Source organism: Bradyrhizobium sp. DOA1, from assembly GCF_001593325.1.
Lineage (GTDB): Bacteria > Pseudomonadota > Alphaproteobacteria > Rhizobiales > Xanthobacteraceae > Bradyrhizobium.
Window position 1 is genome coordinate 426,188 of sequence record NZ_JXJM01000001.1, and the last position, 18,271, is coordinate 444,458.

The 18,271-nt window shown below is 64.1% G+C and carries 20 protein-coding genes and 1 tRNA gene; 16 read left to right on the forward strand and 5 right to left on the reverse strand.

Going from position 1 to position 18,271, the window contains the following annotated elements:
• Positions 1–158: 158 nt before the first annotated feature.
• From SE91_RS02025 to SE91_RS02060, 10 genes are all read left to right on the forward strand, one after another.
• A complete protein-coding gene (locus SE91_RS02025; protein WP_061846377.1) occupies positions 159–797 on the forward strand; it encodes a class I SAM-dependent methyltransferase in 639 nt (212 codons plus the stop codon).
• Between the two features lie 44 nt (positions 798–841).
• Entirely contained in the window at positions 842–1,198 is a 357-nt protein-coding gene (locus SE91_RS02030) for a hypothetical protein (RefSeq protein ID WP_061846378.1), read from the forward strand.
• 267 nt (positions 1,199–1,465) lie between these two features.
• Positions 1,466–1,542, forward strand: a tRNA-Met gene (locus SE91_RS02035).
• A 142-nt stretch (positions 1,543–1,684) separates the two neighbouring features.
• Positions 1,685–2,134 (forward strand): hypothetical protein, encoded by a 450-nt coding sequence (locus SE91_RS02040; protein WP_008561473.1) that lies wholly within the window; start codon positions 1,685–1,687, stop codon positions 2,132–2,134.
• A gap of 203 nt (positions 2,135–2,337) precedes the next feature.
• Positions 2,338–3,393 (forward strand): sugar phosphate isomerase/epimerase family protein, encoded by a 1,056-nt coding sequence (locus SE91_RS02045; protein WP_061846379.1) that lies wholly within the window; start codon positions 2,338–2,340, stop codon positions 3,391–3,393.
• 14 nt (positions 3,394–3,407) lie between these two features.
• Positions 3,408–4,583 carry a Gfo/Idh/MocA family protein gene (locus tag SE91_RS02050; RefSeq protein ID WP_061846380.1) on the forward strand — a complete coding sequence of 392 codons (1,176 nt, stop codon included), beginning with the start codon at positions 3,408–3,410 and terminating at the stop codon, positions 4,581–4,583.
• Between the two features lie 958 nt (positions 4,584–5,541).
• Positions 5,542–5,745: a hypothetical protein gene (locus tag SE91_RS02055; protein ID WP_008560732.1), complete on the forward strand. Its 204-nt coding sequence runs from the start codon at positions 5,542–5,544 to the stop codon at positions 5,743–5,745.
• A 325-nt stretch (positions 5,746–6,070) separates the two neighbouring features.
• Positions 6,071–6,232: a DUF2934 domain-containing protein gene (locus SE91_RS34925; RefSeq protein WP_008560730.1), complete on the forward strand. Its 162-nt coding sequence runs from the start codon at positions 6,071–6,073 to the stop codon at positions 6,230–6,232.
• Positions 6,229–6,414 carry a hypothetical protein gene (locus SE91_RS34930; RefSeq protein ID WP_008560728.1) on the forward strand — a complete coding sequence of 62 codons (186 nt, stop codon included), beginning with the start codon at positions 6,229–6,231 and terminating at the stop codon, positions 6,412–6,414. Before SE91_RS34925 ends, SE91_RS34930 begins: the two co-directional genes overlap by 4 nt.
• A gap of 148 nt (positions 6,415–6,562) precedes the next feature.
• Complete coding sequence (locus SE91_RS02060) at positions 6,563–6,841, forward strand: DUF2934 domain-containing protein (protein ID WP_061846381.1); 279 nt, start codon at positions 6,563–6,565, stop codon at positions 6,839–6,841.
• Positions 6,842–7,186: 345 nt separating this feature from the next.
• On the opposite strand, the gene SE91_RS02065 is transcribed toward SE91_RS02060, so the two are convergent.
• Together SE91_RS02065 and SE91_RS02070 are read right to left on the reverse strand one after the other, a co-directional pair.
• A complete protein-coding gene (locus SE91_RS02065; RefSeq protein ID WP_245318250.1) occupies positions 7,187–7,780 on the reverse strand; it encodes a hypothetical protein in 594 nt (197 codons plus the stop codon).
• Between the two features lie 72 nt (positions 7,781–7,852).
• Complete coding sequence (locus SE91_RS02070; protein ID WP_061846382.1) at positions 7,853–8,098, reverse strand: hypothetical protein; 246 nt, start codon at positions 8,096–8,098, stop codon at positions 7,853–7,855.
• Positions 8,099–8,331: 233 nt separating this feature from the next.
• On the opposite strand from SE91_RS02070, the gene SE91_RS36795 reads away from it, so the two are divergent.
• Together SE91_RS36795 and SE91_RS02075 are read left to right on the forward strand one after the other, a co-directional pair.
• The gene (locus SE91_RS36795) at positions 8,332–8,508 is read left to right on the forward strand and encodes a hypothetical protein (RefSeq protein ID WP_162492953.1); all 177 of its coding nucleotides are present in this window, start codon (positions 8,332–8,334) and stop codon (positions 8,506–8,508) included.
• 77 nt (positions 8,509–8,585) lie between these two features.
• Positions 8,586–9,266 carry a response regulator transcription factor gene (locus SE91_RS02075; RefSeq protein ID WP_008560717.1) on the forward strand — a complete coding sequence of 227 codons (681 nt, stop codon included), beginning with the start codon at positions 8,586–8,588 and terminating at the stop codon, positions 9,264–9,266.
• Here SE91_RS02075 and SE91_RS37385 read toward each other — a convergent pair.
• Entirely contained in the window at positions 9,237–9,509 is a 273-nt protein-coding gene (locus SE91_RS37385; RefSeq protein WP_245318252.1) for a hypothetical protein, read from the reverse strand. The genes SE91_RS02075 and SE91_RS37385 overlap by 30 nt on opposite strands.
• A gap of 219 nt (positions 9,510–9,728) precedes the next feature.
• On the opposite strand from SE91_RS37385, the gene SE91_RS02080 reads away from it, so the two are divergent.
• The 4 genes from SE91_RS02080 (at position 9,729) to SE91_RS02095 (ending at position 16,316) form a co-directional block, all read left to right on the forward strand.
• Positions 9,729–10,823: a sensor histidine kinase gene (locus tag SE91_RS02080; RefSeq protein ID WP_245318258.1), complete on the forward strand. Its 1,095-nt coding sequence runs from the start codon at positions 9,729–9,731 to the stop codon at positions 10,821–10,823.
• Positions 10,824–11,786 (forward strand): RNA polymerase sigma factor RpoH, encoded by a 963-nt coding sequence (gene rpoH, locus SE91_RS02085; protein WP_082813635.1) that lies wholly within the window; start codon positions 10,824–10,826, stop codon positions 11,784–11,786.
• A 79-nt stretch (positions 11,787–11,865) separates the two neighbouring features.
• Positions 11,866–15,048 carry an efflux RND transporter permease subunit gene (locus SE91_RS02090; RefSeq protein WP_061846383.1) on the forward strand — a complete coding sequence of 1,061 codons (3,183 nt, stop codon included), beginning with the start codon at positions 11,866–11,868 and terminating at the stop codon, positions 15,046–15,048.
• On the forward strand, positions 15,045–16,316 hold the full coding sequence (locus tag SE91_RS02095; protein WP_061846384.1) for an efflux RND transporter periplasmic adaptor subunit: 1,272 nt from the start codon (positions 15,045–15,047) through the stop codon (positions 16,314–16,316). The genes SE91_RS02090 and SE91_RS02095 overlap by 4 nt, the downstream gene beginning before the upstream one ends.
• Here the strand turns inward: SE91_RS02095 and SE91_RS37390 are convergent.
• Positions 16,313–16,696 carry a hypothetical protein gene (locus SE91_RS37390; protein ID WP_245318259.1) on the reverse strand — a complete coding sequence of 128 codons (384 nt, stop codon included), beginning with the start codon at positions 16,694–16,696 and terminating at the stop codon, positions 16,313–16,315. The two genes, SE91_RS02095 and SE91_RS37390, sit on opposite strands and share 4 nt — an antisense overlap.
• A 343-nt stretch (positions 16,697–17,039) precedes the next feature.
• On the reverse strand, positions 17,040–18,203 hold the full coding sequence (locus SE91_RS02105) for an ABC transporter substrate-binding protein (protein ID WP_082813636.1): 1,164 nt from the start codon (positions 18,201–18,203) through the stop codon (positions 17,040–17,042).
• Positions 18,204–18,271: the final 68 nt, after the last annotated feature.

Consider the following 18,271-nt stretch of genomic DNA (forward strand, 5'->3'; position numbering starts at 1 on the left):
CTCTCTCCACACGCGATATATCGCGAGAGGATAAAGCCCTCACCCGGCGCTGCGCGCCGACCTCTCCCGCAGGCGGGAGAGGCGCTAGACCGCCCGCGCAGCCGGTCTCGATTTCACCAACACGCATCAAACTCTAGAAGGGCGCAAGGGCAGGGGGCATGGCAGCAGACATCTCGCGGGCCGGGGTCGAGAAGGCCTATGGCCGCTGGGCGCCGGTCTATGATCTCGTGTTCGGCAAGGTGTTCGACGCCGGTCGGCAGTCGACCATCGCGGAGGCCGACCGCATCGGCGGCCGCGTCCTCGACGTCGGCGTCGGCACCGGACTCTCACTATCGGAGTACGCGCGCACCACGAAGATCTGCGGCGTCGACATCTCCGAGCCGATGCTGCGCAAGGCACAGGCGCGCGTGCGAAGCTTGCGGCTCTCCAACGTCGAAGTGCTCTCGGTGATGGATGCGAAGAACCTCGCCTTCCCCGACAACGCCTTCGACGCGGTGGTCGCGCAATATGTCATCACCGCCGTGCCCGATCCCGAAGGCACGCTCGACGAGTTCGTGCGCGTGCTCAAGCCGGCCGGCGAGCTGATCCTGGTCAACCACATCGGCGCGGAAAAGGGTCTTCGCAAACTGTCCGAGCTCGCCTTCGCCCCCATCGCCCGCCGCCTCGGTTGGCGCCCGGAATTCCCGTGGGCCCGCCTCGAAGGCTGGGCTGCCAGGCACGGCGGCATCACCCTCACCGAGCGCCGCCCCATGCCGCCGATGGGCCATTTCTCGCTGATCCGCTACCGCAAATCGTGATCGTACCGCGGGAACACGCGCCGAGGCCGGCGCGTTTTCCTCCCATGCGCACGACATCGAACATCATCCTGGCCAGCCTCCTGATCGCCGCCTCCGGCAGCGCGATCGCGCAGGCCCCGCCCGCCCCGGCGACGCCGCCACAAGCGACCGCGCCGCCATCCCCGCAACGCGCCGCCGGCTGTGCCCCATCCGACCGGCTAGCCACCACCCCCGACGGCACCACCACCGGCCAGTCCCGGGAACCGCTCGGCGACAAGCTCGCCAAGACCGACGGCGTGCTGTGCCCGCCCGCGGGCGTCGATCCTGACATGCACGCCCCAGCGCCCAGCACCGGCGCCAACACCCCGGTCATCCCGCCCCCCGGCAGCCCCGGTGGCGATCCGAACGTGCGGCCGAAGTAAGGGCCGTTCCGCTTCCAAAGTTCGTCATGCCCGGGCTTGTCCCGGGCATCCACGTTCTCGTGCCGCGATTGAAGGCGTGGATGGCCGGGTCAAGCCCGGCCATGACGAACTCATTGAAAAGGGGGGCGTATTCGCAAAGGCGGCCGGTCCCACCATAGCGTCGACGGAGGCGGAAAAAGGCGGCCACTTTGCTTGACTTCCCGCCGCCCCCTTCCTTATATGCCGCGCGTTCGCGAGATCGGCCTTAACAGCCGTTCGCGACCCTGTGGCGGGGTAGCTCAGCTGGTTAGAGCACGGGAATCATAATCCTGGGGTCGGGGGTTCGAGTCCCTCTCCCGCTACCAAACTCACCTAAATCGCTGACATTTCTCCAGAAGTTCGAGTGCGCTCGACCCGACGCTGACGGGTTGCATTGTGCTGGTCGTATCGCTCTGCTGGCCGCGTCGCTCGTACTGCATAGATCAACTAGGCGCAGAGTGTTGGGGAATGTCCGACCAGCTTGAACTTGCAGTGCTTCACCGAAGCGGTGGTGGAGGCTCCGCGAAGACGGAGCGATACACCTTCGATTTTGTCGTCAACGGCCAATCTCTCTTTGCTGTTACCGGGGCCTCCAACTTCGATTTGTCCGGTTGTCTTTCGGTCCCTCAACGGGAGCCCGAGCTTGCCCTTCGCCTGAACAACGGAGTCGCGCGACTTCTGACGGCCGTTCGGATCGGCGGCAGTCACCGCGTGGCTTTGTATATTTGCCCGGAATGCGGAGACCTTGCGTGCGGAGCGATCACCGCGCTCGTTTCGCGGCGCGAAGGCGTCGTGCATTGGTCCGACTTTGCGTACGAGAATGGAGATGACAGCGAAATCAAACTGCCGAAGGTCGGCGTCTTTGCGTTCGACTGGACATCCTACATGACTGAAATCGAACGAGCTTGCGCCGGCTGAGAATTCTGTAGGATGGATCGAGCTTTGCGAAATCGCATCGCGCTTCGCGTCGGATGCTATCAATGGTTTCGCTTCGTTCGACCCATTCTGCGAGCCGCCCTGTGTGGGTATAGAGCTTCTTCTCGTTGCACGCCGTAGTCCGTTGTGTCGCTCACACCATGAAGGCATGCGCCCCCGACGTCCAAGGCAAAAGGAACCATGCGATGAAGATGATCAAAGGGCCTGCGATATTCCTCGCTCAGTTCGCCGCCGACGCGGCGCCGTTCAACTCGCTCGACACGATATGCGGATGGGCCGCCTCCTTGGGCTACAAGGGCATTCAGATTCCGAGTTGGGACGGCCGGCTCTTCGACCTAAACAAGGCTTCGGAGTCTCAAGCCTATGCCGATGAGGTGACGGGTGTCGCGGCACGCCACGGCCTTTCCATCACCGAGCTTTCGACCCATCTCCAAGGCCAGCTCGTCGCCGTTCATCCGGCCTATGACGCGGCATTCGACGGCTTCGCCGTGCCGGAAGTGCGTGGCAACGCCAAGGCCCGCACGGAATGGGCGGTCGATCAGGTCAAGCGCGCCATTCTTGCGTCCAGGCGACTCGCGCTTACTGCCCAGGCGACTTTCTCCGGCGCGCTTGCCTGGCCCTATGTCTACCCCTGGCCGCAGCGTCCCGCTGGCCTGATCGAGACGGCATTCGACGAACTCGCCAGGCGCTGGCGGCCCATCCTCGACTATGCCGACGAGCACGGTGTCGATCTCGCCTACGAGATCCACCCTGGCGAAGACCTTCACGACGGTGTCTCCTACGAGATGTTCCTCGCGCGGGTGAATGACCACAAGCGCGCGAACCTGCTCTACGATCCCTCGCACTTCGTCCTGCAACAGCTCGACTATCTCGACTACATCGACATCTACCATCAGCGCATCAAGGCATTTCACGTCAAGGACGCCGAATTCAACCCGACCGGCCGCCAGGGCGTCTATGGGGGATTCCAGAGCTGGGTCGACCGTGCCGGGCGCTTCCGGTCGCCCGGCGATGGTCAGGTCGATTTCGGCACCATTTTCTCGAAGCTCACACAATATGGCTACGACAGCTGGGCGGTGCTCGAGTGGGAGTGTGCCCTGAAACATCCCGAGCAAGGCGCGCGCGAGGGCGCCGAGTTCATCCGAAACCATATCATCCGGGTTACTGAGCGAGCCTTCGACGACTTCGCAGGCACCGGCACTGACGATGCTGCCAACCGCAAGATGCTCGGCATCTCCTGACGAGAGGGTGCAACATGGCTATCGAAGCAGGCAATGGAACTGGCGGCTATCGTCGTATCCGTCTCGGGATGGTCGGCGGCGGCCAAGGTGCTTTCATCGGGGCCATCCATCGCATTGCCGCTCGCATCGACGACCAGTTCGAACTGGTGGCCGGCGCGCTCGCGTCGGATCCGGATCGAGCCAAGGCCTCCGCAAAGGACCTCGGCATTGCCGACGACCGTGCCTATGGCTCCTTCGAGGAGATGGCGCGGGCTGAAGCTGCGAGAGCAGATGGCATCGAGGCGGTTTCGATCGTGACGCCCAATCACATGCACAGCCCCGTCGCCAAAGCGTTCCTTGAAGCTGGCATCCATGTCATCTGCGACAAGCCGCTGACGTCAACCGTTGCAGAGGCCGAGGAGCTGGTGGCGCTGGTCAGAAAGACCGGCAGGATCTTCGTCGTAACGCACAACTACACCGGCTATCCTATGATCCGGCAAGCGCGCGCCATGGTCGCAAATGGTGATCTCGGCGAGATCCGTCTCGTCAAGGTCGAGTATCTGCAGGACTGGCTGACGGAGCGGGTGGAGGCCACCGGCCAGAAGCAGGCGGCATGGCGTACGGACCCGTCCCGGTCCGGAGTCGGTGGGTGCATCGGCGACATCGGCACCCATGCCTACAATCTTGCCTGCTTCGTCACCGGGCTCGAGCTCGACGAGCTGCTCGCTCAATTGTCGACGTTTGTCGAGGGGCGCCGCCTCGATGATGATGTCCAGATCCTCCTCAAGTGGAAGGGCGGCGCCAGGGGCATGCTGTGGGCGAGCCAGGTTGCCGTCGGCAATGAGAACGGGCTCACGCTGCGCGTCTACGGGAGCAAGGGCGGTCTCGAATGGGCGCAGGAAAATCCAAATCACCTGTGGTTCACACCGTACGGCAGGCCCAGGCAGCTCCTAACCCGCGGCGGGGCCGGAGCGTCGGGTGAGGCGAGTCGGGTCACCCGCATTCCATCAGGACATCCCGAGGGCTACCTTGAAGGTTTCGCAACGATCTATGCCGAGGCGGCGCGCGCCATCCGTGCGGCAACGGCCGGCGAAAGGCCGCATCCCGATGTCGTCTTTCCGACGGTCGAGGATGGGCTTGCAGGTGTGAAGTTGATCGATGCTGCGGTGAAGTCATCCGCGGCCAACGGCATCTGGGTTCGGATGACTTGACTGCCGCCGGGTATCGGGCGGGCTTTGAGCAAACGCGAGTTTGCTCGCAATCGACTCGGCAACTCCTTTGCTGCCGAAAGGAGCTGGCTATCCCTGTTTCGCGCCCAGTCAACCCGTCCTCCGAAAAATATTCCTGTTTACCGAAATTCGGATATATCGTACCCCGCCCATCCCGGCTCATTCTTGAGGGGCGATCGTGTGGTCGTCACGTTCGCGAGCCGGGGTTGCGGTGGACGCGGCAGCGTCGGGCGCGAAAGCCAGGGGCAGGGCGGATTGCACTCCGTGAGCCCTGAGGCATCGCGCGGACGAACGGCGCTGCGAGGCTTTGTCTCGCCTGTAAGTTCCGGCTCTGTCGACGGAGCCCGGGAATACTGCGGCGAAATGGCGGGCCGTGCGTACGGCAAAACCGTGTGGTCCTGGCCGTCGTTGCTACGGTCAAGCCCTGGCGGATGCGGCATCTGCGTCAACCGGCGTAGGGCCGGTGAATTCCGCGAGGGCGAGGGAGGCCAGAAGGAACTCGGCTCCCGGGAGAGCACGGCATAAGCCGTCCGACCATCGCGCAGGGAAGGCCGAGTGATCGGCACCACCTGTATGCTGCTGTGCGGTTCTTCTGCGTGTGCTTTTCGCGCAGCGGACCGCGGGTGCGATGTCAGCACCCGGCCTTCCCTGCGCTCTCTTGGCTAAAGAGGGTGGAGCGATCAAGCAAAGCTCGGGCGAAACGCGCCGCGAGAACGCAAAGCTGCGTCCGGTAGTCGAGAATTGAAGCCGGATGGCAAGGGTGTCTGTGAGGGGCAGAGGCTTGCGGCCCCTGAAACGGCGTTCAACTGGGGTCCGCTCAGGCGCTACACCTTCTGCACTACGTGGCGGGAGCCTTCCGGAAAGTGCAGTTTTGCTGTCCGTTTGACCCGCAAATTCATGATGATAGTGTCGTCATTGTCGTTTTGTCCGGGAGGACACGATGAAATGGTTTGACTGGCTGTTTGGAACGGGGTCGGCGCCGGCGACCCGACTGTTTGCAAGATTTGGGCGGAAATTTCGGGCACCGACTGATCCCGACCTTCTGAAGATTGCCAAGGACCGCAAGGGCCATATCTCTCGGAAGGCCATGCGGGCCGAATATAACCGGCTGCTGCTGGAAAAATACGCGCACGACAAGTCCTGATCTCCAGCCGCATCCAGTGTTGCCGTTACACGCCAGCGAAGCTCCGCCTTGGGCGGCTTCTCTTGAAGGTCGTTATTGTGTGACGTGAGAATTCCTGGCTCTGCAGTCCGGCCCTCCTCTATTACCACCGCGCGCAAAACGCTTATCGGCGAATTGATGGAGCTCGCGCCGCGTGGTGCGGCTCACGCACGAATAGGAACTCTCGCATCCATCGCGGCTTGACTCCGCGGGCCAGCGTCGCCGCCGATCGCTGGTCTGCACGGCCCCGCCTCCAAGCCCCCCATACCCCCCAGGGTGGGGCCGTGCTTCATCAGCAGGAGACGATATGCCCGAGCCGACCGAGCAAGAGATCAGAGAACGTGCGCACAAGCTCTGGGAGCAGGCGGGCAAGCCCGAAGGTCGCGACGAAGAATTTTGGCGCGCCGCCGAGCAGGAGCTGCGCAACGAGGACGAGTCGAACACGTTGCGGACGCCGGATACGTTGTGACCGACAAGGCCTGCCCATTCTGCTTCGGTCTGGGATGGGTCTGCGAAAATCATCCGCTGCGGGCCTGGAACGAAGATCTGGGCGGCTGCAGATGTGGTGAAGGGATGCCCTGCACCTGCAATACGACCGAAGATCCTGAAGTGAGGGTAGTGATCGTCGAAGCGGACACGACGTGGCATTAGCACGGCCTGAAAAGCGTGTGGCCTTGTCCGAAAGGATCATGCTCCAACACTAATGGCGCCCGCTGTCAGGGGAACAGAACTTGCCGGATGGGAATTCTGTCTGACGAATACGGCTCTACAACATTCCTTTCCCACGGCAGCGTCGGCAGTGGACGAGCAGAAAAAGATAGAGCACCAGATCGAGCTCGCCACGCGAGCGGCCGCGCTCGTCAAGGACGAAACCACGTCTCGTGGATTCAGGAGCTTCGCCGAGGAGATGAGGCAGAAGCTCCGCCGCATGATGCGGCGCGGCAAGGTGCGGGCCCGCGCCTACGAACTCTGGGAGCAGGCCGGCCGCCCAGCCGCCCGCGATCTGGAATTCTGGCTCGAAGCGGAACGGCAGGTCGAAGAAGAGCGCGAACCGAGGAAGGGCCCGGCACAGTCATAGCGGCAATTGTCGCGGGCTCACGCGCTCGCCTGGGCAGCAAGGCAGCGCTCTCGCCAGTCGTCCCGTCACCACAGAAAAAAGCCGCCGGGTTCTGCACCCTGGCGGCTTTGAAAAGTCCGTAGCTGTTGATCGCCTCCCCAGCCTCGTGCGTACCGCCGTTACCTTGTTTGCGGCCATGCTTGGCTATTGTAGGCGATGGCCGATGATTCTGTTGTGACCGAAATCACACAGTGGAAAAGATGACGGCAGATGTCGCGAAGGTCCACGTGTCGTCGGCGCGAGAACGAGGCGCTGCGTCGGCCTGGATCGTGGCATGCGGTCGGGGCCGAACACCACGCGTGCAGACTAGCTGCAGCTCAGCGGCAACGGCACGCCGGGGTGCAGCTCGTACCAATCGTAGCAATCCGGATAGTAGCCGTAGTATCCATAGCCGGGCCGATAACGGCCGAAGTGATGAAACGCATGCTGGCGGAAGCCTGCGCCGCCAGAGGCGACGTGGCCAATCCCAAAATGCTCGCCCCCAAATCGTTCTCCACCAAAGCTTCCGGCATGTCCAATCCCGCCGAAATGCGCGCCGCCGCCGAAGCCCATATGGCCGCCGCCAAAGCCGCCGCCGCTGAAACCGTGGCCGCCACCGCCGAACCCGCCGTGACCGCCGCCGCCTCCACCACCGCCATGTGCTGCAGCCGTGCCGACGGCAAGGGTCGAGGCCAGCGCTGCCGTTGCCAAAATCATGATCGCTCGTTTCATGGGACACTCCTTTCGTGTCGAGCCGCCCGCCGTCATCGCAGTTCGCGTCCGCTTCGTGTTCGCCGGATCGAGATGGCGCCTGATGGCTAAGCTCGTGATGCCCCAGAGGTAGGAACGGTGCGCGGCAATCCCACTAAATTCGGCTTCAAGAATGAGGCAGCCAGCCGGAAAAGCGATCCCGGTGCGCATCGGCGCGGCGCGCCGAAGGGAGCGGACTGAACAGTTCAGCCCGCTCCCTTCGTGCGATGTGATGTGTGGCGATCAGAACGCGCCGGTGCCGGGCTCGCACGGCACGTTGTTGCCGGTCCACGGTGCCGTCGCGAACGCGCCGACGCGCGGCGCCGGCACGCAGGCGCGGCCGTCCTGATAGATCGGCGCGCTCGATGCCACGGTGTCGGATGCCATCGCGGGCTGCCGCATGGCGGCATGGTGTTCGCGCGCCATGACGGGACCTCCGATCAAGGCAGCTGCAATCAATCCCATCGGCAAGAGCTTGGAAGTGATCATTCGACTTCTCCTTTGGTGACAGCGGGCCGATCAAGCCGGCTCCTTCAGGAGATGCGCGCGATCCGGGTCGATCCAAATGCACGAATTGCTCACCGGCGTTCAACGGCCTGTGAGCCGCTGCGCCAACGCGACCACGATCGTGCGAATAGGCAACCTTCGTTGCCTTACGAGAGTAACGGCGTGCGCATTGCGGGCATATCTCCGTTACAGCGCAGCTCGAATGGAGGCGGAAGATGATCACGACGATGGCACGACGCGTTGTCGTCCTGCTGACGCCCTTGGTGGCAAAGACGGCCGGCTTCCTGAAAATCAATTCAGTGCTGCGGCCGGCTCCGCAGCACCATCTGGTCATGCAGCGCGTGGCAGATCGCAGGGGGAAACGGCACCGTGCGCTCGGAACGGGACGGTGACCATGCCGTCGCAGACCGCCGGGCCCACGCCGTCCCGCCGCAGGCCGACCCGCCGCGCAGAAGGTGGGACGAGGCTCATGACACGGATTCTCCTGATCGAGGACGACACTGAAACCGCGGAGGCGATCGTCGCCGAGCTTGCCGAGCGCAGTTTCGAGGTGCAGTGGGCGCCGAACGGCGTCGAAGGTCTCGACCGGGCGCGTACCTCGCATCCCGACGCGATGATCGTCGACCGCATGCTGCCGGGCATGGATGGGCTGACCGTCGTCGAGGCGCTACGCAACGACCAGATCAGGACGCCGGTGCTGGTCCTGAGCGCGCTCGGGGCGGTCGACGACCGCGTGCGTGGCTTGCGCATGGGCGGCGACGACTATCTCACCAAGCCGTTCGCGATCGTCGAGCTGGTCGCGCGGATCGAGGCCTTGCTGCGCCGTCCGACGGAGAACCGCGAAACCGTTCTCGTGGCGGGCCCGCTGGAGCTCGATCTGATTGAGCGCACCGCCAGACGCGGTGAACGCGAGATCGATCTGCTGCCGCGCGAATTCCGCCTGCTCGAATACATGATGCGCCGGAGCGATCAATTGCTGACGCGCGCGATGCTGCTCGAAGAGGTCTGGAACTACAAGTTCGTTCCTGCGACCACCAACCTGATCGACGTGCACATGGGCCGGCTCCGTCACAAGGTCGATGCTCCCGGAGAGGTGCAGCTCATCCACAATGTCCGCGGTTCAGGCTTCATCCTGCGCGCTCGGCAATAGCGAGCCGACATGCGTCAGATGCAATTCATCCGTTCGAACACGTTTCTCTGGGCTCTGGCGGTCGCCGCCACCCTCGCGCTGTTCGTCGTCGGATTGTTCGCGTTCGTCTATCGGAAGCTTGACGACTATCTGATCGCGCGGTCCGATCGCATGATCACGACGCAGATCATCTTCATGGTCGATCTGCCGCCGGACCGCCGCGCCCGCGCGGTTGCCGATCATCTCGAGCAGGATTCCCGGCATGTGCACTATGCCGGGCTATTCAGCGCCGATGGCGCGCGCCTTGCCGGCAACATCGACCGCGTGCCAAGCGGGCTCGATCTCGATGGAACGGTGCAAGGCGTACAGCTCGAGACGGTCGCGGGCCGCGGGCCCATCGTGAGGACTGTCGGCAGGCGTCTCGATGACGGCGATGTCCTGATTTTGGGACGGAACGTCGACGAGACACGCGAGATATCGAGCGTGGTGGGACAGGCGCTTGCGCTCGGCGTGCTGCCCGCCTTCTGCCTCTGCGTACTCGCCGGCGCCTGGCTGAGCGTCCGCGCCCAGAAGCGCGTCGAGGAGGTGAACCAGCGGGTCCAGCGAATCGTGGCCGGGGAGCTGCGCGAGCGGCTGCCGGAGGGCAGTGCGGACGATCCGTTCGCGCGGCTGGCCAGGATCGTCAATGGCATGCTCGACGAGATGGAGACGATGATCAACGCGCTTGCCGGCGTCGGCAACGACATCGCCCACGATCTCAGGACGCCGTTGACGCGGGCTAGGCTGGCGCTGGAGCGCGGCCGAACCCATGCGACCACGCTGGCGCAGCTTCAGGAAGTCACGGACAAGGCGATCGCCGGCATCGACCAGTCACTCGCGATCGTCACCGCCCTGCTGCGCCTGACCGAGATCGAGAACAACCGTCGCACGGCCGGTTTCGGCAACGTCGTACTGGACGAGATCCTGCGCGAAGTATGCGATGTCTACGAGCCTATCGCAGAGGACAAAGGCATCGCGCTCGGCGTCGTCATCGATCGGGGCGTGCAGGTGTGGGGCGACCGGGACCTGCTGTTCGAGGCGATCGCCAATCTCGTGGACAATGCCGTCAAGTTCACGCCGGCAGGCGGACGAGTGAAGCTCGAGCTCGAATCGGACGACAGGACGGCCCTGGTGCGCGTGAGCGACACCGGACCCGGCATCCACGAGCAAGAACGCGAAGCGGTGCTGCGGCGGTTCTACCGCTCCGACAAGATCCGCAACACGCCGGGCGTCGGGCTCGGGCTGAGCCTGGTGGCCGCCATCGTCAAGCTGCACGGCTTTCGGCTGATCATCGGTTCGGCTCCCGGAGGGAAGATCGAGATCCTCGCCTACACCGCAAAAGGCGAAGGCCGCCGTGAGCCGGTCGCGAATCCTGGGGCACGCAAGCGCGAAGCGGATGTGATGACTCGCGATCGCCTCGATGTCGGGGCCTGCCGGATGTCTGAAACCGAATTCAGATGTGTGACGCCCAGTTTAGTGGCCTGCACGTCCCCAAGCCTCTTAAAACCTGTCAGCCGTTTCGGAACGTGGGAGCGATAGATGCAGATCAGTCACGAGGTCGCGAGAAATGATGCTGGTGCTACGCCGGTCCCGTTCCTCAGCGCGTATGCGACGGCCATCAAGCGCTACGATCTTCTCGAGCCCGGTCAGGAGCAGCAGCTCGCGCGGCGCTGGCAGGAGACACGGGACGAGCGCGCGGCCAATACGCTCGTCACCAGTCACCTGCGGATCGCAGCCAAGGTCGCGCGCGGCTACAAGGGATATGGCTTGCCGCTGGTCGATCTGATCGCTGAGGCCAATCTCGGTCTCGTCATCGCCGCCTCACGCTTTGAGCCCGACCGCGGCGCGCGGTTCTCCACCTACGCGGTGCCGTGGATCAAGGCCTCCATTCACGCCTACATCCTGCGCTCCTGGTCCCTGGTCAAGATCGGCACGACGGCGGCGCAGAAGAAGCTGTTCTTCCGGCTGCGCGGTGAGATGCGGAAGGCCATGGGGGGCGCAATGGCGAGGCTCACGCCTGATGTCGCCGCTGTCATCGCCGAGAAGCTCGGGGTGAGCGCCCGCGAGGTGATGGAGATGGATTCGCGCCTGAACGGCGACATGTCGCTGAACGCGCGTGTCGGCGGCGAGGAGGATGGCGCCGAATGGGAAACGCTGCTGGTCGATGACGCCGTCGACGCGGAGACGGTCCTAGCCAATCGTGAGCAGACGGAACGCCGCAGCAGTGCCCTACGTGCCGCGCTGGGGGAGCTCACGGCGCGCGAGCGCCACGTCCTGGAAGCGAGACGGCTGGCGGATCATCCGGTCACGCTCGATCAGCTGGGCGTCGAGCTGTCGATCTCCAGCGAACGCGTCAGGCAGATCGAGATCCGCGCGTTCGCCAAGGTCAGGCGCGCCGTCATCCTCGCTGCGCGGGATGCCGCACGCGCCGCTGAAGTATTGCCACCTGCGCCACGCCGTGTCCGCCCAAGCGCGTCGAATGTCCCGGCAATGATCCCTTGAACGCCTTTTCATTTGAACGGATATCCGCCCGCCCTCATCTGTCCCCCGATCCCGCACCACCCCCTCCAGGCAGGCCACCATGGGAATTGTTCGCTTCGCGCTGCGGTTTCCGCACACATTCTACGTGCTTGCGGCGCTGATTCTGTTTCTCGGCGGCATCGCGATCCGGTCGATGCCGACGGACGTCTTCCCGGAGATCCGCATCCCCGTTGTCACGGTGATCTGGAGCTATACCGGCCTGTCGACGCCGGAGATGGAGCAGCGCGTCAGCACCTACAGCCAGTATTCAATCAGCGCCAATGTCAGCGGCATCAAGAACATCGAGGCGCAGACGCTCAACGGCCTGTCGGTCCAGAAGATCTACTTCCAGCCCGACGTCAACCTCGATCTCGCGATCTCGCAGATCGTGTCGGCGACCAACGCCATCCGCGCGCTGATGCCGCCCGGCATTCAGCCGCCGATCATCGTGCAGTTCAATGCCTCGAGTGTGCCGGTGCTCCAGCTCAGCCTGGAATCCAACAGCCTGAACGAGCAGCAGCTCTATGATTTCGGCATCTATCGGGTCCGCCAGCAATTGGCGCCCGTTCCCGGCGTGACGCTGCCGACGCCTGCGGGCGGCAAGTACCGTCAGATCATGGTGGACATCGATCCGGACAAACTGCTGTCGCGCGGTCTGACGCCGCTCGACATCGTCAATGCGGTGAACACCCAGAATCTAACGCTGCCGACCGGCACGGCGAAGATCGGCGACACCCAGTACACCGTTCGCACAAACGCGACGCCGGCTTCGATCGAGGATCTCAACAAGATTCCGGTCAAGTTCGCGAACGGGGCCACGATCTTCCTGAAGGACGTCGCCCAGGTCCGTGACGGCTCCCAGGTGCAGCAGAACATCGTGCGTGAGGACGGCCACCGTTCCGTTCTGCTCAGCGTGATCAAGAACGGCAATGCTTCTACGCTCGCCGTCGTCGATGGCGTGAAGAACGCCCTGGCATCGATTCGTGCCTCGGCGCCGGCGGGGCTCAAGATCAACGAGCTGTTCGATCAGTCGGTGTTCGTCACCCATTCCGTCAATGGCGTGCTGCGGGAAGGCGCGATCGCGGCCGGGCTCACGGCGCTGATGATCCTGATGTTCCTGGGATCGTGGCGATCGACGCTCGTCGTCCTGATCTCGATCCCGCTGGCGATGCTGTCCTCGCTGGTCGTCCTCAATTTCCTCGGCGAGACCCTGAACACGATGACGCTGGGCGGACTTGCGCTCGCGGTCGGCATCCTTGTCGACGATTCCACGGTGACGATCGAGAACACGCATCGGCTCTGGACCGAAGAGGGCATGCCGTTGCCCGAGGCGACGCTGCACGGCGCGGCCGAGATCGCGGTGCCGACGCTGGTCTCCACGCTCGCGATCAGCTGCGTGTTCACCTCGGTCGTGTTCCTGGAGGGCCCCGCCAAGTACCTGTTCACGCCGCTCGGCCTCGCCGTTGTGTTCGCAATGCTGGCCTCCTATGGGCTATCGCGGACGCTGACGCCGATCACCATCGGTCTGCTGTTGAAAGGTGAGCGGCGCCACGGTGAGGGCGAAAGCCCATCAGGCATCTTCGCCCGCGCCTCGGCCGCGTTCGAGCGCGGCTTCGAACGGCTACGCAATGGCTATTCCGTGCTCCTGCTGACCTTGCTGCAGCGCCGCGCCATCGTGCCGGTCGTCGCCGTGCTGGTGCTGGCGCTCGGGGCCACCATGTTCGTCTATGTCGGCCGCGACTTCTATCCCCTGATCGATGGCGGTCAGATCCAGCTGCACGTTCGCGCACCCGCGGGCACCCGCATCGAGAAGACGGAAGCGATCTTCCAGGCAGTCGAAGACAAGATTCGCGAGGTGATTCCGGAGCGGGACCGGGCGCTGATCGTCGACAATATCGGTCTTCCGGCGCGCGCCTACAATCTCGCCTTCACGGACGGCTCGACGATCGGGGGCAATGACGGCACCATCCTCGTGTCGTTGAAGGATGGGCACAAGCCGACCGCGGATTACGTCGCGAAGCTGCGCCAGGTGCTGCCATCGGCATTCCCAGAAGACACCTTCTATTTCCAGGCAGCCGACATCGTCACGCAGATCCTGAACTTCGGGCTGCCGGCGCAGATCGATGTTCGCACGGTCGGTTACGGAGCCAACAATCTGGCCGTGGCAAAGGAGCTGCAGAAGAGCCTGTCCACGATCCCCGGCGTCGTCGATGCCCATCTCCAGCAGGAGGTCGATGCTCCTGCGTTCTTTGCCGACATCGACCGGACCCGGGCCGCGCAACTGGGCCTCAACGCCAGCACCGTCGCGACCAACATCAATGTGAGCCTCAGCTCGTCTGCGCAGGTCTCGCCGAACTTCTGGACCGATCCGACGTCGGGAATTCCCTATTACCTCGCCGTGCAAACGCCGGAGTATAGGGCTAATTCGCTGAACGCCCTGGGGAACACGCCGGTGTCGACGTCGGTTGCGGCGAGCGGGCAGACGGTGCCGGGCCTGCTCAGCAATGTCGCGACCTTCAAGCGCGGCACCGTCCCCACCAATTCGAACCAGGCCAATGTCCAGCCGGTGTTCGACGTTTACGCGAGCGTGCAGGGACGCGATCTCGGCGGTGTCGCAGCGGACATCAACAAGGTTACGTCCACGCTGCAGAAGCAGCTCCAGCCGGGCAATTCGATCCAGGTTCTGGGCCAGATCCAGAGCATGCATCAGTCGTTCCGCGATCTCGGAATCGGACTGCTGTTCGCGGCCATCCTGGTGTACCTGCTGATGGTCGTGAACTACCAGAATTTCGGCGATCCCTTCGTCGTCATCCTCGCGCTGCCGGCAACGTTCTGCGGCATCGTGACAATGCTGTTCATCACGGGAACGACGCTGAACGTGCCCTCGCTGATGGGAGCGATCATGGCGGTCGGCGTGGCCTCCGCGAATTCCATCCTGCTGGTGACGTTCGCGCGCGACGAGCAGCTGAAGGGACACTCCGCATTCCAGGCGGCGCTGAGCGCCGGCCGCACCAGGATCCGTCCCGTCCTGATGACCGCCGCCGCGATGATCGTCGGCATGATCCCGATGGCGATCGGAGGCCCAGGCGAGGAGCAGAATGCAGCTCTTGCACGGGCCGTCATCGGCGGACTGCTGTTCGCGACCCCGACGACATTGCTCGTCGTGCCTTATCTGTTCGCCATGCTGCGCAAGCGCAACGATGGCAAGCCTCATCACGGCGTATTCGAGGAGCAAACGCAATGAGTGACGTTCGCATACGGACCAATGATGACAAGACGGGAGGCCGGCCCGGTGCGGAAAACCTGCGGATCGTGGAGCTGCCTGGCAAGGAGACGCGATCAGGCCGCCGGTATGGTGGTGCGTTGCTCGGAGGAGGCATCGTTCTGATCCTCGCGGGCGGTCTCGGCATCGGCGGCTGGCGGCACTATCAGGCCGCCCGCGAGGTCGCCGCAGTGGCAGAGCAGGCCAGAACCGCCGTGCCGGATGTTCGGGTGGCGGAGGTCCGACCCAGCGGCGACATCATGAAAGTCAGCCTGCCGGCGACGACGACGGCGTTCGAGGCGGCAAATATCTTCGCGCGGACCAGCGGCTATATCGAGAAGCGCTATGTCGATATCGGCGCTCATGTAAAGAAGGGGGATCTGCTCGCCGACATCACTGCGCCGGAGCTGGACCAGCAGATCGCGCAGGCGCAGGCGACCCTCGCTCAGAACCAGGCGGCGCTGCAGCAGGCGCAGGCAAGCCGTGAGCTCGCCGACGTCACCAATGCGCGGGATAGCAATCTCGTCAAGCAGGGCTGGCTGACGGCGCAGCAAGGCGACAACGACCGTCTCACCCTGCGTGCGCAGCAGGCGGCCGTCGGCGTCGCGCAGTCCAACATCGCGGCGCAGGAGGCTCAGATCCGGGTCCTCCAGCAGGAGAAGGCCTATCAGCGCGTGGTGGCGCCGTTCGACGGCGTGATCACACAGCGCAACGTGGACAATGGCAGCCTGGTGCAGGCCGGATCGACTTTCATGTTCACCCTGATGCATTCCGACGTGATCCGAACCCAGGTCTTCGTACCGCAGGACGAGGCCTTTGGGGTCGCCCCCGGCGTCGATGCCGATATCCGCGTCCCCGAGATTCCGGGCCGGACGTTTCCGGGGAAGGTCACGCGGATCGCCACCGCGTTGCAGCCGGGCAGCCGAACACTGCTGACCGAGATCGACGTGCCGAATCCGGAGGGTCTGCTCAGCCCCGGCATCTACTGCACTGTCGAACTATCGATCCCGCGCAAGACACCGTCGATGATCGTCCCGTCCGATGCGCTGGTTTTCGACCAGAACGGCCTTCACGTCGCACTCGTGCGCAACGGCGCCGTTCATTTGCAGCAGGTCTCGATCGCGAGGGATTTCGGCACCACGGTCGAAGTGCGTGAGGGTGTGCAGCCCGGCGACCAGGTCGTGCTCAATCCGGCGGTGAACCTGACCGAGGGCAGCAAGGTGACCGTTCGCAAGGTCGAAGTGAGTTAGGGCCTGGTGATGATGCGGACTATGGTCGCAACGATGTTCGCTCTGCTGCTGTTGGGGAGCTCGCCGAGCAAGGCGCAGGTGGCAACGACGGGCACCACGGCCATGGGCCTGCCCACGGTGCCGGGCGCTATCGTGATCTCGCCGTTGAACAGTCCGGGTCCGTTTTCCGCAGCGACCGAGCCAAACGCGCCCGACACCACGCTCGCGCCCGTTCCGCTCGCTTCCGATCCGACGATGCCGGGGACGGTGGTCGTCTGCGCTGCGCCATCGCCGTCCCCGATGCCGGTGCCGGCGACCCCGATCGTAACGAACCTGGGCTTGTCGACGTCGGGTGGCGCCGCTCCGATATTGCCGGTTACGGGACAGACCGGAAGCTCCATCGGAACCATTCCCGCAGCTTCGCCGGCAGGAACGGGCGCTACGGTCGCATGTAGCTCAACCCCGGGAGGTCAGGTGGCCACTGCTGCATCGCTGCCACTCTCGATCCCACGGGTGCCGGCCAGTCCCGCACCGGGCACCATCTCGGCGGACGTTAGCGCCGCTGGCGGCACCGGCATTGATCCAAGCGCCGTTGTGCCCAGCCCGAACAGCTCCGCCTGCATGGAAGGCGTCTCGATGAATCTGGCGTCGCCTGCGACTGTGTTGCCGGCCAATGCGACAGGCGCAGCGCCGACGCCGGGCGTGGCGCCGGTCCTGTCGCCGGGATGCTGAGAGTTCTGTGTCTCATATGGCGGGGCGTAGCTTGCGTATCTCGGCATCGGGCGGGAGCATGGCTTCGCCGTCCCGATATTTCCAGTCCACCATCACGGCCTTGCCGTTCCTGACCGTGGTGCGGCCGACGAACGTTCCCATGGTGCTCTGATGGTCGATGGCGCGCCAGATCGCTCGTCCAAACGGCGTGTCAAAGCCGATATTGCCGAACCCGTCGGCCATTTTTTCGGTATCGAGCGTCCCGAGCTTCTCGATCGGAGCCGCCAGCGAGCTGATCAGGGCGTGACCGACCACGGAGCCCATCGTGGGCGCCTCGCCATAGCGCGCGGCGTAAGCGGATATGAAACCGTCGTTGGTATCATCCAGGACCTCGGTGACGGGATAGCCGGTCACGATCCACCCCTCCGGCGCGTCTTGTCCGAGCGGATGGAGATATTCCGGCTCGCCGGTCGTGAACGACACGACGCTTCGTCCCCTAAACAGGCCGCGATCATGACCTTGCCGGACGAAACGGGCGAGATCGGGACCGAAGGTGACGTTGAGGATTGCGTCCGGATTCTGCTGGGCGAGAGCGTTCACGACCGCGCCTGCATCGATGGATCCGAGCGGCGGCCACTGGCTGCCAACGAACTCGACGTCTGGACGACGGCTGCGGAGAAGATGCATGAACCACCTCACGGCCGACTGTCCGTACTCGTAGTTCGGTGCGATCGTCGCCCACCGCGTCGCCTTCAGCTGCGCTGCTTCCTCCACCAGCATGGCGGCAAGCATGTAGGTCGATGGGCGCAGCCTGTAGCAATATCGATGTCCTTGGTCCCAGACCAGGGCGTCCGTGAGCGGTTCGCTCGCCACGAACAGGATCCGATGTTGCCGCGCGAAGTCGCTGATTGCCAGCCCGACATGCGACAGATACGCACCTGCCAAGAGGTCGACGCCGTTCCTGCGCACCAGCTCTTCCGCCGCGCGAAGCGCAACACTCGGCTTGCCCTCGTCGTCGCGACTGATGATTTCGACCTCGCGCCCGAGCAGGCCGCCTCTTGCGTTCAACTGTTCGACCGCCAGCTGCCAGCCGCGACGATAGGGAAGGGTGAATGCGGGCGCGCTGCTATAGGAGTTGATCTCGCCGATTCTGATGGGTCTGGTGCCCTGGGCACGGATGATGGCGGGCGAAAGCATCGCAGCGCCAACGCCGCCCAGGAGTCGTCGTCGAGAGATCATGATCAAGCATCGTCCGTGGGATTGAG

Bases quoted from the DNA above. Each gene is read 5' to 3' on its own strand.
- SE91_RS02025 (WP_061846377.1), top strand. From the start codon at position 159: ATGGCAGCAGACATCTCGCGGGCCGGGGTCGAGAAGGCCTATGGCCGC.
- SE91_RS02030 (WP_061846378.1), top strand. From the start codon at position 842: ATGCGCACGACATCGAACATCATCCTGGCCAGCCTCCTGATCGCCGCC.
- SE91_RS02040 (WP_008561473.1), top strand. From the start codon at position 1,685: ATGTCCGACCAGCTTGAACTTGCAGTGCTTCACCGAAGCGGTGGTGGA.
- SE91_RS02045 (WP_061846379.1), top strand. From the start codon at position 2,338: ATGAAGATGATCAAAGGGCCTGCGATATTCCTCGCTCAGTTCGCCGCC.
- SE91_RS02050 (WP_061846380.1), top strand. From the start codon at position 3,408: ATGGCTATCGAAGCAGGCAATGGAACTGGCGGCTATCGTCGTATCCGT.
- SE91_RS02055 (WP_008560732.1), top strand. From the start codon at position 5,542: ATGAAATGGTTTGACTGGCTGTTTGGAACGGGGTCGGCGCCGGCGACC.
- SE91_RS34925 (WP_008560730.1), top strand. From the start codon at position 6,071: ATGCCCGAGCCGACCGAGCAAGAGATCAGAGAACGTGCGCACAAGCTC.
- SE91_RS02065 (WP_245318250.1), bottom strand. From the start codon at position 7,780: ATGCGCACCGGGATCGCTTTTCCGGCTGGCTGCCTCATTCTTGAAGCC.
- SE91_RS02070 (WP_061846382.1), bottom strand. From the start codon at position 8,098: ATGATCACTTCCAAGCTCTTGCCGATGGGATTGATTGCAGCTGCCTTG.
- SE91_RS36795 (WP_162492953.1), top strand. From the start codon at position 8,332: ATGATCACGACGATGGCACGACGCGTTGTCGTCCTGCTGACGCCCTTG.
- SE91_RS02075 (WP_008560717.1), top strand. From the start codon at position 8,586: ATGACACGGATTCTCCTGATCGAGGACGACACTGAAACCGCGGAGGCG.
- SE91_RS37385 (WP_245318252.1), bottom strand. From the start codon at position 9,509: ATGCCGGGAATCCTGCTCGAGATGATCGGCAACCGCGCGGGCGCGGCG.
- rpoH (WP_082813635.1), top strand. From the start codon at position 10,824: ATGCAGATCAGTCACGAGGTCGCGAGAAATGATGCTGGTGCTACGCCG.
- SE91_RS02090 (WP_061846383.1), top strand. From the start codon at position 11,866: ATGGGAATTGTTCGCTTCGCGCTGCGGTTTCCGCACACATTCTACGTG.
- SE91_RS02095 (WP_061846384.1), top strand. From the start codon at position 15,045: ATGAGTGACGTTCGCATACGGACCAATGATGACAAGACGGGAGGCCGG.
- SE91_RS37390 (WP_245318259.1), bottom strand. From the start codon at position 16,696: ATGGAGCTTCCGGTCTGTCCCGTAACCGGCAATATCGGAGCGGCGCCA.
- SE91_RS02105 (WP_082813636.1), bottom strand. From the start codon at position 18,203: ATGCTTTCGCCCGCCATCATCCGTGCCCAGGGCACCAGACCCATCAGA.